The 17,156-nt window shown below is 46.9% G+C and carries 13 protein-coding genes; 6 read left to right on the plus strand and 7 right to left on the minus strand.

Annotated elements, in window-relative coordinates; genetic code table 11:
* Positions 1-111 precede the first annotated feature (111 nt).
* Both WH43_RS03380 and WH43_RS03385 read left to right on the plus strand, forming a co-directional pair.
* Complete coding sequence (locus WH43_RS03380; RefSeq protein WP_053423274.1) at positions 112-507, plus strand: translation initiation factor; 396 nt, start codon at positions 112-114, stop codon at positions 505-507.
* A gap of 51 nt (positions 508-558) precedes the next feature.
* Positions 559-1,356 (plus strand): response regulator, encoded by a 798-nt coding sequence (locus WH43_RS03385; protein ID WP_053423247.1) that lies wholly within the window; start codon positions 559-561, stop codon positions 1,354-1,356.
* A 38-nt stretch (positions 1,357-1,394) separates the two neighbouring features.
* Here WH43_RS03385 and WH43_RS03390 read toward each other — a convergent pair whose 3' ends face one another.
* The 5 genes from WH43_RS03390 to WH43_RS20280 form a co-directional block, all read right to left on the minus strand.
* A complete protein-coding gene (locus WH43_RS03390; RefSeq protein WP_053423248.1) occupies positions 1,395-3,068 on the minus strand; it encodes a M28 family metallopeptidase in 1,674 nt (557 codons plus the stop codon).
* A 42-nt stretch (positions 3,069-3,110) separates the two neighbouring features.
* The gene (locus WH43_RS03395; RefSeq protein ID WP_053423249.1) at positions 3,111-4,409 is read right to left on the minus strand and encodes an amidohydrolase family protein; all 1,299 of its coding nucleotides are present in this window, start codon (positions 4,407-4,409) and stop codon (positions 3,111-3,113) included.
* Positions 4,410-4,420: 11 nt separating this feature from the next.
* Positions 4,421-7,504, minus strand: coding sequence for an amidohydrolase family protein (locus WH43_RS03400; protein ID WP_053423250.1), 3,084 nt, complete (start codon positions 7,502-7,504; stop codon positions 4,421-4,423).
* Between the two features lie 86 nt (positions 7,505-7,590).
* The gene (locus WH43_RS03405; RefSeq protein ID WP_286049434.1) at positions 7,591-10,194 is read right to left on the minus strand and encodes a bifunctional diguanylate cyclase/phosphodiesterase; all 2,604 of its coding nucleotides are present in this window, start codon (positions 10,192-10,194) and stop codon (positions 7,591-7,593) included.
* 23 nt (positions 10,195-10,217) lie between these two features.
* A complete protein-coding gene (locus tag WH43_RS20280; RefSeq protein ID WP_286049435.1) occupies positions 10,218-10,583 on the minus strand; it encodes a hypothetical protein in 366 nt (121 codons plus the stop codon).
* A 107-nt stretch (positions 10,584-10,690) separates the two neighbouring features.
* Here WH43_RS20280 and WH43_RS03410 point away from each other — a divergent pair, with 107 nt between their 5' ends.
* Positions 10,691-11,143 carry a c-type cytochrome gene (locus tag WH43_RS03410; protein ID WP_053423275.1) on the plus strand — a complete coding sequence of 151 codons (453 nt, stop codon included), beginning with the start codon at positions 10,691-10,693 and terminating at the stop codon, positions 11,141-11,143.
* A gap of 104 nt (positions 11,144-11,247) precedes the next feature.
* On the opposite strand, the gene WH43_RS03415 is transcribed toward WH43_RS03410, so the two are convergent.
* A complete protein-coding gene (locus WH43_RS03415) occupies positions 11,248-11,889 on the minus strand; it encodes a cytochrome b/b6 domain-containing protein (protein WP_053423251.1) in 642 nt (213 codons plus the stop codon).
* 60 nt (positions 11,890-11,949) lie between these two features.
* Between WH43_RS03415 and WH43_RS03420 the strand changes: the two genes are divergently transcribed.
* The 3 genes from WH43_RS03420 (at position 11,950) to WH43_RS03425 (ending at position 15,634) form a co-directional block, all read left to right on the plus strand.
* Positions 11,950-13,584 carry a penicillin acylase family protein gene (locus WH43_RS03420; RefSeq protein WP_286049436.1) on the plus strand — a complete coding sequence of 545 codons (1,635 nt, stop codon included), beginning with the start codon at positions 11,950-11,952 and terminating at the stop codon, positions 13,582-13,584.
* Positions 13,584-14,300: a penicillin acylase family protein gene (locus WH43_RS20285; RefSeq protein ID WP_286049439.1), complete on the plus strand. Its 717-nt coding sequence runs from the start codon at positions 13,584-13,586 to the stop codon at positions 14,298-14,300. Before WH43_RS03420 ends, WH43_RS20285 begins: the two co-directional genes overlap by 1 nt.
* 278 nt (positions 14,301-14,578) lie before the next feature.
* The gene (locus tag WH43_RS03425) at positions 14,579-15,634 is read left to right on the plus strand and encodes a prephenate dehydratase domain-containing protein (protein ID WP_286049440.1); all 1,056 of its coding nucleotides are present in this window, start codon (positions 14,579-14,581) and stop codon (positions 15,632-15,634) included.
* A gap of 44 nt (positions 15,635-15,678) precedes the next feature.
* Here WH43_RS03425 and WH43_RS03430 read toward each other — a convergent pair whose 3' ends face one another.
* Entirely contained in the window at positions 15,679-17,085 is a 1,407-nt protein-coding gene (locus tag WH43_RS03430; RefSeq protein WP_053423252.1) for an MBL fold metallo-hydrolase RNA specificity domain-containing protein, read from the minus strand.
* Between the last annotated feature and the right edge of the window lie 71 nt (positions 17,086-17,156).

Genomic DNA, 17,156 nt, shown 5'->3' on the forward strand with positions numbered 1-17,156 from the left:
GAGAGCGCGCAGGTAACAAAGCGGCAGCTTCAAGAACGACGGGGATAGCGCTTGCTGTTTATTATTAACTTGTTTATCGTGCGCTTTCTGACGACTTACACAGATTGTTTTATGAGTGGCAAAAAAATCTCGTTGGCCGACTGGCAACAACAATTGGGCCGACCTGCTGAAGCTGCAACAGCAGCATCGGATGATTTGGTCTACAGTACAGATTCAGGCCGTATTGATAAACCCAAACCACAAAAAGCTGTGGCGCAGAGTTTTTCTGACGGTCATGCACGATTAAGACGGGAGACCAAAGGCCGCAATGGCAAAGCGGTGATCACTATTTCCGGCCTGGCTGAAAGCACAGAAACACTGGCGGAAATAGCAGCCCTATTAAAGAAAAAGTGCGGTTGTGGTGGTTCGGTCAAAGATGGTGTCATTGAAATTCAGGGAGACCAACGCGAGCTGGTGCAGCAGGAGTTAACCAAATTAGGTTACAAACATAAGTGGGCTGGTGGTTAACCCGCCCCCCTTTTATACCCAAGATCCCCAAGCGGATTAAGCGAGCGTCTGATGCAACAACTCTCCCCTTCTGATTTATCTATCCTGTTGATTGAACCTTCAGATGTTCAACGCAAAATTATTATCAAACAGCTGGCCGAAGAAGGCGCCACCCAGGTCAGTACAGCAGACAACATAACAACAGCCATGCAGCAGCTCAAACAGCATAAAGCCGATCTGGTGATCAGCAGCTTGTATTTTGAGCAAGGAACTAGCCTGGAGCTGTTAGCAAAACTAAAAAACGATGCAAATTTAGCGGACGTGCCTTTTGTGCTGATTTCGTCTGAAACCAAAAAAGCCCAACTAGAGCAGTTTAAACAATCAGGCGTAGTAGCCATTTTACCTAAACCTTTTAATTCAGTGCAGTTAGGCAAAGCCTTAAATGCAGCTATCGACTTGTTAAGTCCGGCCGAACTGGAACTGAGTTTATTTGATGTGCACGATATAAGGGTGTTGGTGGTAGACGACAGTCGTCTGGCTCGTAATCATATTAAACGTGTACTGCAGAATCTGGGCATTCAGCATTTAACGGAAGCAGAAGATGGACAACAAGCCATTGAGCTGCTGCAAAACAACATGTTTGATTTAGTAGTGACCGACTTTAATATGCCGGAAGTGAATGGTCAGGAACTGACCCAGTATATTCGTGAACACAGCCAGCAAAGCCATATTCCTGTCTTGATGGTGACCAGTGAAGCCAATGAGTCTCATCTGGCCAACATAGCTCAGTCGGGTGTGAATGCGCTTTGCGATAAACCTTTTGAACCTGAGACAGTGCGGGCTTTGTTAAGCCGCATTATGGAACACTAAAAAAAGAAGGGTCAGAGCTTATGCTCTGCCCCTTCAGATTACTTCTGTTGGTTGTAGTCTTTGCCAAAAATCTTGCCAAAGAAACTGTCTTTTAACCAGACAGGACGCTGTGGATTATTCGCCACCTCAGTGGTGATACCAAAGTTAATGTCGGCAAATGTAGCACCAGCATCATAACGAATAGCACCAAAGTCAGCGGTTAAACCCGCTTTATCATCCGTTGGCTTGTGGTAATGTTTGGCAAAAAACTTGCCCCAGACTTCGCCACCTTTTTGCTTTGGATCTTTGGAAGTAAAACCTGTCATCAGGAACACGGATGGCACGCCTTTTTGCACTAAAGTGTAGTGGTCTGAACGGGTAAAAATAGCTTGTTCAGGCATAGGATCCGGGCTTTGGGTAATACCAACAGCAGCAGCTGCGGTATCTACTGTGACACCTAAACTGGAGTGATTGGCGCCAAAAGCTACGATGTCAGCAAAAGGATACAACAACACCGGCATATCGATATTGACGTTCGCCACCAACTTGTCGATAGGACGGGTTGGATAATGGGCAAAATAGTCAGCCCCCAACAAACCTTTTTCTTCCCCTGTTACCGCAACAAATAACAAAGAACGTTTTGGCCGCTGCGCTTGCTGAGCAAATAAACGCGCCGTTTCCAGCATAATGCTGACGCCGGCGGCATTATCCATCAAGCCATTATTGATTTTGTCTTTACTGCGCACATCGTTGGAAAACCCTATGTGATCCGAGTGCGCTGTTATAACCACATACTCATCTTTAAGCTTTGGATCTGAACCTGGTAATACCGCAGCCACGTTTGGGCTGGTGATATCTTCAGTGGTAGATTCTCGCTTTAAATTAACCGTACCTTCCAATGCAAAACCTGTTGGCACCTTTTCTGCGGCTAAGTCAGCAAAAATATCGTCCAGAGAACGACTGGCTCCTGCAAATAATACTTTAGCTGCATCAGGGTGCAGATAAGCAGAACCTGTTAAGGACTCAAACTCCCCTTCTGCTTTGCCATCTTTATGCAACCAGCGCATACGAGGGCTGGTCAGATACATCAGACTATTGGCATAAGGCCGTACTTTTTCTTCTGAAGGAGTATGCAAGGTGATCACACCGACAGCACCACGTTCAGCAGCGTTTTCCGCTTTTAAACTTTGGATATGCGCAGCTTCCTCGCTAGGCAAGGACTTAGGACGACCACTGAGCATCACCACTATTTTGCCTTTCACATCCAGATTAGCGTAATCGTCCAGATTAAATTCTTTCGACACCAGACCATAACCAACAAACACCAAAGGCGCTGTGACATCTACTTTGGCATGTAACGTACTGGGGCCAGTGAAAAACTGCTTTGGATACTCAAAGTTTGTGGTTTTGCCATCTTTAGTCAGCGACATTTTGGCGCTGCTTTGCACCAGTAAAGCTTTGCGCATAGGTACAGACTGAAAATAGCCTTGTTCCCCTGCTGGCTCTAAACCTAAACCTGCCAGTTGAGTGGCAATGTAATTAGAGGCAATTTGATGACCACGACTACCAGTGTCACGGCCTTCTAAGCTGTCATCGCCTAAAAAGGTCATGTGAGCTTCGATGGCTTTCGCACTGGCTTTGGGCTGCACAACCACAGAGGAAGGAGCAGTGGTGCTTTGACAACCCGCCAGCACCAGCATGGCGGATAAAGCACTGACTGACATCAGTTTCATAAAGTTTCCTTAAAAAATTCAGGGGCTTTCGCCCCTGACTGTTTAGTTTTCAGCCTGGTAACGCTGCTGATATTTATCATGCAGTTGTTTATGTCTGCTGTTTAAATCCACAGCGCGACCGTCAATCCACATGTACCGAACTTTGTGCCCCAGATAATCAAAAATATCACCATCAGACACCACCAGAGTGGCGGCTTTGCCCACTTCGATGCTACCGATTTTATCAGCTACACCAGCAATTGCCGCTGCATCAAGTGTAACAGAACGTAACGCCTGCTCAGGACTCAAGCCATAGCTAATCGCCTGTCCTGCGGCAAAAACCACGTTGCGGGTATCCCAGTAGCCGTCCAGTGATAACGCAAACTTCACACCTGCTTTAGCAAGCAGTGCAGGCGTCTGGAATGACTGACTAGTCGCTTCATCGGCACGTTGTGGAATGCCATAAGGTGAGGTGTAAATGACAGACACCTTAGCAGCTGCAAGTTGCGGCGCTATGCGCCAGGCGTCACGCCCTCCTACTATGGTCAGTGCAAAACCATACTGCTGGGCAAACTTCATGGCTTGCTCCATCTGGCGCTCGTCATTGGCATGCACAAAGACCGGCAATTCGCCTTTAAACACCGGGATCATCGCCTGCCAACGTGAGTCAACTGGCAGTTTTACACCTTTCCCGACAGCGTCAGCATAAGCTTTTGCTGTTTTGAAGTAGCCTTCAAGCTCTGCCATAACCTTTTGACTGGCTTTACGAATGTCTTCCGGCTTTTGTGGCCGCCATGGACTTGGCGTCACATCAGCACGGGGCCATTTGATATGTAAGGCTACTGAATCTACCACTGTGGCATCAGTCCAGTTCCAGGCATCCAATTGCATCAATGCCGACTGGCCCATGATCAGAGAGCCATTTGGATAGACCAGGCTGTAACTAAAACCATTAGCGCGAATCGTAGGGACTACTTCGGAGTCAGCGTTGTAAGCGACCTGAGCTTTGATATCCGGGTTGGTATTGGTCACTTCTGTGGTGTCATCTGTTGACCGTACTGCTTCAATTTCGGTTAAACCCAGCTGATTCGCTAAAGCGACCAGACCTGGATACAACTGCTTGCCTTGTAAAGACAGCACTTGTGCGCCAGCTGGCACTGCTAAATCTGCGCCTATAGCGCTGATTTTACCGTCCACCAGTAAGACATCAGTATCTTTTAAGACACCATTGGTCACAGTATGCACAGTGGCATCCTGTAACAGGATAGCCTGACGTTGTGCAGGAGCTGGCGCTATATCATTAGCCTGTGCCGTTACACAAAGTGCTGCCGTCATCAGGGTAAAAAGTTTAGAAAATTTCATGACGGACTCCATTAATGCTGGTGATCAAAAGCAAGGGATAACACGTCATGGTTATCCTCACAGTGCCAAACCGGGTTATTGGCTTTATAGGACGCGCCAGAACCTGCTTTTTCCTCATCAGAAGATTGCAGCACCTTCTGGATCAGCTGTTGTTTTTCACTGGCCACTTGCTGTTGCAGTTGCTCGTCTTTCGTCAGTTGATAATAAGGTGTACCTTCAATCCAGGTTTGTTGGGCACGGGCGTACACAGACAATGGATGAGCAGACCACAAGACGAAGTCAGCCTGTTTGCCCTCTTCGACTGAACCCACTTTTTCATCAATTTTTAACTGCTTCGCTGGATTAATAGTTACCATATTCAGCGCTTGTTGTTCATCCATACCACAGTAGACCACAGCTTTGGCCGCTTCCTGATTCAAACGACGCTGTAAATCCGGGCTATCTGAGTTGACGCTGACCAACACGCCTTGTTGTTGCATTAAACAAACGTTGGTTGGAATAGCATCCTGCACTTCCATTTTATAAGCCCACCAGTCGGCAAAAGTAGAAGCGCTGGCACCATGTGCTTTCATCTCGTCCGCGACTTTGTAGCCTTCCAGAATGTGCGTGAAAGTGGTGATGTTAAAGCCCATTTCCTCGGCTAATTTGATAATCATCAGAATTTCAGAGGCCACATAAGAATGTACGTGGATAAAACGTTCTTTATCTAAAATTTCAACCAAAGCTTTTAAACGATAATCCAACCGGGGTGGTGCAGTTTTACTCTGCTCCGAACTGGATAAATCCTCATACTCCGCCCATTGTGCTTTGTATTCTTTGGCAGCCTGGAAGGCATCACGAATAATAGTGTCAACACCACTACGGGTTTGTGGATAGCGGGTGACAAAGTCGTCGCCCCAGTTGGATTGTTTGACGTTTTCACCTAAAGCAAATTTGATGCTCTGTGGTGCACCTTTAAACTTCAGTTGCTCTGAATTATCGCCCCAGCGCAGCTGAATAATTTGTGCCTGACCACCAATAGGGTTAGCACTGCCGTGTAACAGTTGGGCTGTGGTAGTACCGCCTGCTAAACCACGATAAATATTAATGTCATCCGCATCCAGTACATCACCAATCCGCACTTCGGAGGTGACAGCGTCTGAGCCTTCGTTCACGCCTTGATCAATGGCGATATGCGAGTGCTCATCGATAATACCAGCTGTTAAGTGCATGCCGGTGGCATCAATCACCTGAAAACCAGACGGAGTAGATAAATTTTTACCAATTTTGACAAACTCGCCGTCTTCTACCAGCACATCGGTGTTTTCTAACTTACCTGCTTTGGCTGAAGTCCAGACTGTGGCATTTTTGATATGCACATTTTGCTGTTTGGCTTGTTCAGTCACGCCAAAAGCCCGATTAGGAGTCGTCAGTTTTGACACTAAAACAGGTTTTTCTGTGACTTTTTTCTGTTCAACTTTGGCAACGAGAGGTTGCTGCAGACTACTGATCGCAAGAGTATTGCCCTCTGCAGTGACTAACTTGCCTTGCAAGGTTTTACCTTTGAGTTCGCCGCTAAACTGCGCTATGCCTGCTCCCTGCCCTAAAGCTTTTAGATCCAGAGCAAACTGCAGCTGATTTTTTTGTACAGCCACATGTTGTAACTTACTGGTTTTATCGCCCAGCTTGACTGTACCCTCGACTGAGCCTTTTTTATCTGTCAGTTCTAACGGCAAGCTGCTGCCATTGACATTCAACTGATAGGTACCGGCAAATTGTGGTAAATCCATAGCTGTGAACTGTTGTTGCTGACCACGCACCCAGGTCGCTACTATTTCACCATCAGCAAATAAATCGCCTTTACTGACCACTAAATCGGCTTGATAACCTTCAGCAATTTTACCTATCTGTTGCTCCATCCCCAGCCATTTGGCCGGTTCGGTCGTCAGTGCGGCTAAAGCTTTTTGCTGACTTAAGCCATAAGACACAGCTTTACGCAGGTTTGGCCAGAATTGTTCTGGTTTTTCCAGTTTATGCAGTGTCAGCGCAAAAGGCACTTTGGCCTGCTCCAATACCGCAGCATTAGCTGGCGCTCTTTCCCAGTGTCGTAACTGCGCTAATTCCACATCCAACTGATCATTCAGTTGCTGTACTGCAGGTGCTGCAGGAAAAGCCAGAGGCAGTATAAGCGGACGGCCCGTTGCTTTGATTTGTTCAATACGACTGTACTCATAGCCTGAAGCGATCAGAGCCGCTTTATTCAAGCCAAATTCTTTTAACAGCTTATCCGCCCGTAACAAGGCCTGATCGTCAGCAGCTTCAAACACCAGCCCCTGAGTCTTTAACTGGCCTAATGCCGCTAAATCAGCATTAAATTCAATGGCTTGATTGTAAAAACGCCAGTTGCCTTTGCCGTAAGCCTGACTGTACCAATTGGCATCCGCCAAGGTCTGACGAATAAGGGCTATGCTGCCCATCAAGGACGATGGATAACTTTGCACCGAAGTCCCTTTGCTAAAGGCCATAAATTGGTTGGCCTGTGCCCGCATCACAGCTTCATTCGGCAAACCCGGCACTAATGAGGCAACAAAAGCCTGGCCACGAAAAATACCGTCAAAACGACCGGATTGCACCGTAGTAAAGCCCTGCTGCTGATAACTTTTTGCCTGTTCAGCATCAGGTTTAAATTCACTGACCCACTGCTGGCGAGCATGAATAGCGGCATTGCTGGCATTGCCACCTTTGCGGTCATTGGTGTAATTCGGCTTGCGACCGAATTCGAAGCCATTGCCCTTTTCTGCTTTGGGCAAGCCATACTGACTGTATAGATCGATAAAACCCGGATAAATAAAATAGCCGCTGGCATCTATCGTCTGGTAACCAGCCGGTACATCCGCTTTATTTTGTATTTTGCTGATTTTACCGTTGCTGATAAGCACAGTCGCTTTGTCCAGCCGTTTGCCAGGTTCAGTGATCACTGTGGCATTGGTTAAAGCGTAAAGTTGCGGAGATTTATCACGTATGCCCTGAACAGGCGTGGTTTGATCCGCCGAAGCTGCAGGCAATAGCGCGCAAAGCATTGCCGTACTGCACAAGGACAGTCTTAGTTTGATCATGGATGTTTCCTGGTTTTGTTGAGGTTTTGCCCTGTACACTGACGAGGAAAAGCATGCAGCAAAGCGGGCTTAGTCCCAACTACAGATTACAGTGGCGTTTCCCCTATTAATAATGGTTGATAACTCAGGTTATATAAGTCCTGCTCTGCTCTTGGCATGCTGAAGTAATAACCTTGTACCAGATAGCAAGCATTGTTTTTCAAGAATTCAACCTGTTCTTTGCTCTCTACCCCTTCTGCCACCACCCTCAGGTTCATTTTTTGCGCCATCGCGATAATGGCCGCAACTATGTCCATGTCATTGGTTTCATTCGGAATATCTTTGACAAAAGAACGGTCTATTTTCAGCTCGTCTACCGGGAATCGCTTTAAATAACTCAGCGATGAATAGCCTGTACCAAAGTCGTCAATAGATAAAGTCACCCCCAGCCCTTTTAACTCATTTAACTGGGCAATAGCCGCATCAGTGTCTCCCATTAACATGGACTCAGTAATTTCGAAGATCAGTTTATCGGGTCGGGCCCCGGTTCTTTGCAATACCCGCTCGACCACTTCGGTCAGATTTTGATCGGTAAATTGCCGTGCCGACAGGTTGATAGAAATGCTGACATCATGACCCCTGGATTGCTGGCGGCTGATAAAACGACAAGCCTCCCATACTATCCATTCGCCAATTTCCACTATCAACCCCGTGCTCTCTGCCACCGGGATGAAGCGCAAGGGCGGGATCATCGAACCATCAGGCCGAACCCAACGCAGCAATGCTTCATAACCAATGACGACATTAGTGCGAATGTCTATTTTTGGTTGGTAATACAAGACAAATTGATGCTCGCGTATGGCTTCACGCAGCTGGTTTTCAATCTGTAATTTCTCTTTGGCAGCCTCGTTTAAATCCTGACTGAAGAAATGATAGGTGTTACGACCACGAGCCTTAGCCTCATACATAGCCAGATCAGCATGTTTGAGCAACAGCTCCTCATCAGCCGCATCTTCTGGCGCTATGGTGATACCAATACTGGCGCTGATTGCTACTTCCTGACCTGTTAATTTGACTGGGGCCGCAAAACTTTGCTGCAAATTTTCAGCAATAAGGGCAGCCTGGGCTCTGTCTTTAATCCCGCTTAAGATCACGGCAAACTCATCGCCCCCTAAACGGGCTATGGTATCTTCCTCACGCAAACGACTGATTAACCTGCGGGCTACTTCTTTGAGTAATTCATCACCGGCATCATGACCTAAAGTGTCGTTAATCCGCTTAAATTCATCCAGATCAAAATACAACAAAGCAAAGTGGTAATAACCCCGGGAGGACATGGCAATAGCTTTGCGTAACTGGTCGCGGAAATAACTGCGATTGGCAAGGCCGGTGAGCATATCGTAATAGGCCAGCTGTTCCATTTTACGCTGACTCTCTTTGATAAAAGAAATGTCCTGCATGGCGCAGACATAGTTGCTGACATCCCCCTTTTCATCACGGATCGGTGCTATTGCTAATGACACCCAAAGTTTACGAAGTACATGCTGCAACAACATATCACCGCGCCAATGATGACGTTCCCGCAAGGTTTGCGCTATTTCTTCACCGACAAAAAACATTTCAGCGGCAAACAGGGAGGACAAAGGTTTCTGCATCATCTGCTCTGCGGTACAGCCAATCAGTTCCAGCATAAAAGGATTGGCGTATTCAATATGCAGTTCTTTATCAGTTAACAGCAATCCAGAGCTGGAAAAAGCCACGGCTTTGGTCAGTTTACGGGTTGCCCGTTCAGCTTGTTCTTTTTCAACAATACGAGTATTTAACCCTGATATCAGTTGATGAATTTCGTCCGCCATACCATTAAAAGCCCGGTTCAGCATGCCTATCTCATCGTCATTCTGATCCAGAGCTATTTGTTGCAAGTCGCCACGGCTAATACGCTGTACTGCAGAGGATAAGCGGGTTAAGCGTTTTAAAATAAACTGATAAATAAAAAATTGCAGAGATAAAGCCACTACCACAGCGACCGCAAGGAAGATTAACATCACATTGTCACGAAAATCTTTCAGGCCACTCATCACAACCTGTTTATCCTGATACAGAGTCAAGTACCAATCTAATCGCTCTACTTTAGCCGCGGAGATCAGATAGTTAGTCACATCGGCTTGTCGCAGCTCCAGCTGTTTTGGATTTGCAACCACTTGCTGAATAAAAGCGGCCAGCTCCGGACGTCTTGGTGTAACTGAACTATATCTGGCATCAAAGTTTTGCTGCGCGCCCCCCTCCACTGCTACTGGCTTTTTCCCATCCAGTAACAGATGACCTCTAGAGTCAAATAACAGGCTACGTACGCCATTTGAGGACTGCTCAATAGTGGTCAAATCAAGAAACAGTTCATCGAGGACATAGTCACTGCCTGTGACCCCCAGAAATTCATCCTCTGCGTAGACAGGGATCACCAGACTGGTCATCCATTTTTGCCAAATCGGATCGTAATAAAGGGGAGTCCAACGAGGCAGACGACTGGGGTTTTGTTCGGGACTTGCGATATCAAAGAATATATCTTTGGTGAAGTCATGAGTGACCGGTACTTCAAGAGCCCAGTCGGCAGGAGCTATACGGATCAACCCCTGTTTCGAAATAAAATAAAAATTAAAAAACTCCTCCAGCATTAAAGGCGCCAACTGTTGCCATAATTCTTCGGTTTGCACTAACCAGCGTGCTTGCTGAGCATCTAACTTTGTTTGAGGAATAAAGGCTGCCGATAAATCATCCTGCTACGCACACTACCATCTGGCAAGGTTGCAGGCACGGAGGAAGTGACTGCTGTATTTTTTGTTAAATAACGCACCACTATGTTATTTGCACTGATAGCTTTTTTTTCTCGGGTCAGAAAAGCAGCATCCAATTCACGGGCATATTTCTCAGATTGCAGTTTTAGTTGTTGTTTTTCCTGCTCAACTAGTACACTTTGTTGCAATATCAGCACAGCATAAGCAATAGCCGCACTGGCAACTATGGTTAGCATAAATACCAGCAGCGCGAACTTAATGCTAAGGGAATTCATACCTGTAGGTTTGTGGAAATTGACTTCCTTCACATGATTTCCTGAATTGACAGCGACGGGGTTCAGTTGTAATGCTAATGTGGCATACAAAAGCATCAAACCATTATTGCATCAAAATCAAATAAATGAGAATTAAGCCAATGAAAAATCTGTTTATCTTGCTATCTTTGGGTTTATCTTCTGCCGCAGCTCTGGCGGGCAGCGCCTTTACCGACGCCGAAGACTCAGTCACCTACCGCCAACATAGCTTCCAGTTGATCCGGCATAATTTCGTCGATTTAGGAGACATGATGCGCGGCAAAGTGCCTTTTGACGCGAAACGTGCAGAAAAACGTGCTGATGCTTTAGCAACACTGACCACATTGCCATGGGAAGCCTTTGAAGTACCTGGTGCTGACAAAGTAAAAAGTGATGCCAAAGCAGAGATCTGGAAAAACCTACAAGACTTTAAACAAAAAGCAGAGCAATTCCAGGCTGATGCTTTAGCCTTGCAAACTGCCGCTAAGTCTGGCGATCAGGCCACTATTAAGCCTGCTTTTGGTAATTTCGCCAAAAACTGCAAGGCGTGTCATGACCAATACAAAGCAGACTAATCTCTATCCTTCGTCCTTGAAGCCGCAGCTTTGTTGACTGCGGCCTTTCGCCTCGCTGCAACTCCAATGACCTTGGATATATCCTTAGAAGCTACCGTTACACATCACCACTGCTGATACAAAGATACACCTTGCCAGAGCGCAAAAATCCCGGCAAACACCAGCACCAGCAGCAGGTACCAACCCGTTGATTTCACTTTAGGTTGCTGTACTTCAGTTTGAAGCTTGCCATGCAGCATAGCGCCTAAAACACCGTCTTTTTTAAATCCATGCACCAAAGCTGCAACCACGTGCACTGCAATCAGCGCCAATAGCAGATTAAAGTTATTATGATGAAACCAAGAGGCAAAAGAGGACCAGTCAGAGGATACCGCACTATACAAGGGGCCTTCGGTCATTACATCATCTGTGGTCATTAAGCCGGAAATAAACTGCAAGGCTAACAACAGCATTAAGGTCAGACTCATATAACCGGACAAGCCTCTATGGCCGATACCATGTTTAGCTTTATTCCACATCTGTACCAACTGCAGCGGACTTTGCAGGAAATGGCTAAAACGAGCCGTCTCACTGCCAACAAAACCCCAGAGAATACGACTGATCAAAAGTGCTGCTAACGAATAGGCAAAAAGCTGATGCAGCACCAAATACCCCTGCTCAGCGCTAAACCATAAACCAACCAGCAACAATAACTGGCTCCAGTGATAAATACGAATGGCCTTATCCCATAACTGAATCACTTTCATCTTCTTATCGTCCTCTATTATGATAAGTTATTGATTTTACCCTATTGGAAGCAAAAACCTATGCTTTGGTTTAAACGGATTTCGATCAGCTTACTGACTCTGATACTGCTGGTGGCTGGTTTTCTATACTTTGTGCTTCGCAGCAGTTTGCCGCTGTATGAAGGTGAATTGCCTGCGGAGGTCAATCAAAGTGTTGCGATCAGCCGGGATGCTCAGGGTTATGCCAGTATCGAAGGCGAAAACCGCAATGATGTGGCTTATGCCTTAGGTTTTGTGCATGCACAAGAGCGCTTTTTCCAAATGGATTTATTGCGCCGCAATGCAGCTGGTGAGCTGTCGGAACTGTTTGGCGAAATGGCGTTGGAGCTGGATAAAAAACGTCGCATTCACAGATTCAGAGCCAAAGCAGAATGGGGGTTTGCTGCCTTACCTGCTGAGCACAAAGTACTCTTAAAGCGATATACAGCAGGGGTGAATGCAGGTTTAGCTGAACTGGGTTGGCCACCTTTTGAGTATGGCTTGCTAGCTCAGACTCCGCGTAACTGGGTTGAAGCTGATTCCTTTTTGGCGCTATACAGCATGTATCTGGATTTGCAGGGTGCTGAAGGCAAAGACGAATTAGCTATGGGCTTGATGCAACAAAAGTTACCCCAGGACTGGTACGACTTTTTATTTCAGCACAGCCCGGACTGGCAAGCTGCTATGGATGAAAGCAAAGTTAGTCTGACACCTATGCCGAAGTCCAGCTACCCAGCCGTATTAGCTGGGCAAAAAACCGCCTGCACAGACTGCTCCTTGCATGACAGCACAGATATCGGCAGTAATAACTTTGCCGTCTCAGGCAAAAGAACAGCAGATGGCCGGGCCATTCTGGCCGATGATATGCATTTAGGCATTCGGGTGCCAGGCACCTGGTTTAAGGCCCAGCTGAAGTGGATAGAAAACGGAGAAGCCTATGAAGTTGCAGGGGTCAGCCTGCCAGGCACTCCGGCTATAGTAGCGGGTAGTAATGGTCATATCGCCTGGGGTTTTACCAACAGCACCGCAGATTGGTCTGATGTTATAGCGCTAAAACTGGATGAGAAAGCTGAGAAATACCAGACTACAGACGGCTGGCAGGAGTTCAGTTATCAGAACGAAGTGATTAAGGTCAAAGGTCAGCCCGATGAGTTGGTGCTACAAAAAGAAACCATCTGGGGTCCGGTTTTAACACCTCCTTTTCAGAATTATGCTTACCGCTGGGTGGCGCATGATCCACAAGGTGCCAACTTTAATTTAATAACACTTGAGAAAAGTAAAGGCGTAAAAGAGACGTTAAAACTGGCCGCCAGTGCCGGAGTTCCGGCGCAAAACTTACTGGTGGCAGATAAAGACGGCGCAATTGGCTGGACTTTGATTGGTGCTTTGCCACAGCGCAAAGTACAACAGATGGATACACCGCAAGACTGGAGCAATGGCCAGAATAACTGGACGGGTTATTTGTCACAAAGTGCTTACCCACAAATTTACCAGCCTCAATCCGGCCAGCTCTGGACAGCCAACAGCCGAATGATTGGCGGTAAAGATTTAGAGTTAATAGGTAATGGCGGCTATGATCTGGGCGCTCGCGGCCAACAAATCCGGGATGCACTCTTAGCATCAGCGCAGCATAACGAGAAAAGCCTGCATGCCATACAACTGGATCATCGCGCTTGATGCTCGCTCGCTGGCAACAGCTCTTGCTCGAGACTGTACTGACCAAAGATTTTGTGGCAGAACATCAGCTTGAGTCTTATCGGGATTATGTGATGAAAGATGCCAGTCAGGCCAGTATCGGCTCAGTCGGTTATTCGTTGGTGCGGGCCTTCCGGGCTAAAACTCTGGAGCTGACTTTTGCGCCTTTAACGGCGTTACTGGAGCAGAACAAATTATCAGGCCGGGATCTAAAGTTTTCACTGGAAACCGCTGGCTGGGAAATGATCCAGCAGCAGCGTACTGATACCTTGCCGGCTGATTTCAGCTCCTGGCGTAGCCTGTTGCAACAGGCTGTGTTGCAGAGTAAACAAAAATTAGAAACCGATTATGGCAGTTTAGCCAGCGCCAGTTGGGGCAATATCAATCAGAGTGCCATAGTGCATCCTTTGGCAGCTGCTGTGCCCTTCTTTGGTGACTGGTTGAATATGCCTGCTATGCCAATGAATGGCGACAGTCATATGCCGCGAGTGCAAAACAAAGTGCATGGCCAGTCGGAGCGCATGGTGGTGTCTCCAGGCAAAGAAGCTGAAGGTATTTTAGTGATCCCGGCAGGTCAGTCTGGTCATCCGTTATCGCCTTTTTATGACGCCGACCACGACTTCTGGTTAAAGGAGCAGCCTTTAGGCTTTTTACCTGGTGAGCAAAAATACTTGCTGAAGTTGCAACCTAAAGCTTGACTTTAGACGTCCAGACTTACTATTGTGGTGACCATGAAACAAATTCAGATCGCTCGCTTTTTTCGCCTCTTTACCACCCCAACGGGGAGGCGGTAAGTCGCGCGCGCGTGATAAACCAAAAAACCTCCCAACATCGGGAGGTTTTTTTTTAGCTTAAAGGACGCTGTTATGAGCATAGATTTAGACCATATTCGCCAGCAGATCAGTAGCACAGACAAAGACTTGCTGCAATTGTTGGCACCCGACGTCAGCTCGCATTAAGCGTAGCCGATGCCAAACTGGCACAAAATAAACCGATCCGCGATCAAAAACGGGAAGAAGAGTTGCTGGTGTCATTGATTGAACGTGGTAAGGAATTGGGTTTAGACGCTCAGTATGTGACTAAAATTTACCACGTGATTATTGAAGACTCAGTACTGCAACAACAAGCCAAAGTGCAAGGCCAACTCAATGGCGACAATGGTCCTGTCTGTCGTGTCGCCTTTTTAGGTCGTCAGGGTTCATACAGCTACTGGGCCACGCAAAAGTACTTCACCCGTCGTGCTGAAAAGCTGATTGAAATTGGCTGCGACAGTTTTAACGAAATAGTGCAGGCGGTAGAAACAGGCCATGCTGATTATGCCGTGTTGCCTATCGAAAACACCTCATCCGGCAGTATTAACGAAGTCTATGACTTACTGCAGCACACCCGTTTATCGATCGTCGGCGAATTGACCCACCCTATAGAACACTGTTTATTGGGTGTGGAAGGCACAGAATTAACTAAAATCCGTCAAATTTGTGCTCACCCACAAGTCATAGCTCAGTGCAGTAATTATCTGCAGGGTTTATCCAATGTCAAAATTGAATACTGCGACGCCTCCTCTGACGCTTTTGAGCGAGTTCGTAAAGCTCAGGATAAATCTGTAGTGGCTATTGGTGGTGAAGAAGGTGGCAAGCTCTATGGTTTAGAGGTATTAGGCCGCGGTTTAGCCAATCAAAAAGACAACGCCAGCCGTTTTATTGTGGTGGCGCGCAAAGCAATAAATGTGGCGAAAGCCATCCCAGCTAAAACCACTTTTATTATGTACACAGGCCAGCAGCCAGGCGCCTTAGTCGATGCATTAACCGTATTGAAACAACATGGTATCAGCATGGGTAAACTGGAGTCTCGCCCTATCCCGGGCAACCCATGGGAAGAAATGTTTTATGTGGACGTATTCGCTAATTTAGGCGATTACGCCATGACCCGCGCTTTGGATGAACTGAACCGTATCACTCGTTTTGTCAAAGTATTGGGCTGTTATCCAAGTGAAGATATCAGCCCAACTGTGGTTAGTGTGGATGCGTCATAGTTGACCTAGCTGACCTTCTTCAGCAAAACAGTGGTGGACGCCCCCTATAGTTTAATTTGTTGACCTTTTTCAGCGATCTGGCAATGCAGGCCGTAATCCATCATACGGCTTTGCAGCGCTTGTTGAGCTTGCGGTTCACCATGCACCAGATAAAAGCGTGGCTCACCGCCGATCATCCTGGCCCAGCCGATTAACTCATCCTGACCGGCATGAGCAGAAAAACCGCCAATGGTATGGACTGTTGCTTTGACCGCTATATTCTGGCCAAAGAGTTTGACTCTTTTTTCACCATCCACCAGCCGTCGGCCTAAAGTCCCCCTGGCCTGAAAACCAACGAAAATCAAATGATTGCTGCTTTTCCATAAATTGTGTTTTAAGTGATGCACAATACGGCCACCGTTACACATGCCAGAACCTGCAATCACAATAGCTCCACCACTGACCCGGTTTAACGCCATGGACTCTTCCATACTGGAAGCCAGGCGTAGGATCGGCAAAAAGGATTGCAAATCACGAGCTCCAAAGCCATGTAACACCTTCGTATCTTTGCGGTCGAACTCGCTCATCAACTCACTGTAAATTTTAGTGATCTCAATTGCCATTGGGCTATCGAGTACCACCATCTTTTGTTTCAACCGGCCTTGATGGTACAAAAGTCCGAGGTAATACAAAATTTCCTGACTACGACCTAAAGCGAACGCAGGAATAAATACATTTCCGCCGCCTCTGTGTGCTTCTTCCAGTGCATTGGCAAATTCTTCCAACGTATTCTGCAAAGGCTGGTGGTTTCGATCGCCATAGGTACTTTCCATCAGCACCAGATCAGCGGTTTTGACCGGACTTGGATCAGGCATCAATACTGTAGCAGGATTACCCAAATCACCGGAAAACACCAACTGGCGCATGGCCTTGCCTTGCTTGACTGCCAGCTGGACTATGGCAGAACCCAGGATATGACCCGCATCCAAAAACTCCAGCTCAAGCCCTTCGCAGACTGTGGTTTTTTGCTGATAGCCTATAGGATGGCAGTAGTCCAACACCTGCTCTACATCCTGTATCCCCATCACAGGATCCAGTAGCCTTTTGCCCTGACGGGCCAACTGCCGGTTTTGCCACTCCAGATCTTTTAAATACAAATGCACTGAATCTTTCAGCAATACACCAAGCAATAAAGCCGTGCCCTGAGTACAATAAATTTTGCCCTGAAAACCTTTAGCCACCAGCAGCGGCAATAGACCACTGTGATCAATATGGGCATGCGACAGAATCACATAGTCGATATCTTTAGGGCGAAAGGCAAAGCGGAATTTATGCCATTCAGTAATTTGGTTTTCGCCTTGAGTCATACCGCAATCGAGTAAAATTTGCTTCTCTTTGAGCTTTAACAGATAACAAGACCCTGTAACCTGCTCGGCGGCGCCTAAAAAGGTTAAACTGGCATCTAATGGCATTGAGTGCACTCCGGTTGTGGGGTTCTCCCCATGTTATAACTGAATTGAAGTAGTAAAAGATTAGTCCATAT

The sequence above is a fragment of the Rheinheimera sp. KL1 genome (assembly GCF_001275035.1).
Taxonomy (GTDB): Bacteria; Pseudomonadota; Gammaproteobacteria; order Enterobacterales; family Alteromonadaceae; genus Pararheinheimera; species Pararheinheimera tangshanensis.

Excerpts from the sequence above, each read along its gene's own strand:
- WH43_RS03395 (WP_053423249.1), bottom strand. The coding sequence starts at position 4,409 with ATGAAATTTTCTAAACTTTTTACCCTGATGACGGCAGCACTTTGTGTA.
- WH43_RS03420 (WP_286049436.1), top strand. The coding sequence starts at position 11,950 with ATGCTTTGGTTTAAACGGATTTCGATCAGCTTACTGACTCTGATACTG.
- WH43_RS03385 (WP_053423247.1), top strand. The coding sequence starts at position 559 with ATGCAACAACTCTCCCCTTCTGATTTATCTATCCTGTTGATTGAACCT.
- WH43_RS03410 (WP_053423275.1), top strand. The coding sequence starts at position 10,691 with ATGAAAAATCTGTTTATCTTGCTATCTTTGGGTTTATCTTCTGCCGCA.
- WH43_RS03415 (WP_053423251.1), bottom strand. The coding sequence starts at position 11,889 with ATGAAAGTGATTCAGTTATGGGATAAGGCCATTCGTATTTATCACTGG.
- WH43_RS03380 (WP_053423274.1), top strand. The coding sequence starts at position 112 with ATGAGTGGCAAAAAAATCTCGTTGGCCGACTGGCAACAACAATTGGGC.
- WH43_RS03400 (WP_053423250.1), bottom strand. The coding sequence starts at position 7,504 with ATGATCAAACTAAGACTGTCCTTGTGCAGTACGGCAATGCTTTGCGCG.
- WH43_RS20285 (WP_286049439.1), top strand. The coding sequence starts at position 13,584 with ATGCTCGCTCGCTGGCAACAGCTCTTGCTCGAGACTGTACTGACCAAA.
- WH43_RS03390 (WP_053423248.1), bottom strand. The coding sequence starts at position 3,068 with ATGAAACTGATGTCAGTCAGTGCTTTATCCGCCATGCTGGTGCTGGCG.
- WH43_RS03430 (WP_053423252.1), bottom strand. The coding sequence starts at position 17,085 with ATGCCATTAGATGCCAGTTTAACCTTTTTAGGCGCCGCCGAGCAGGTT.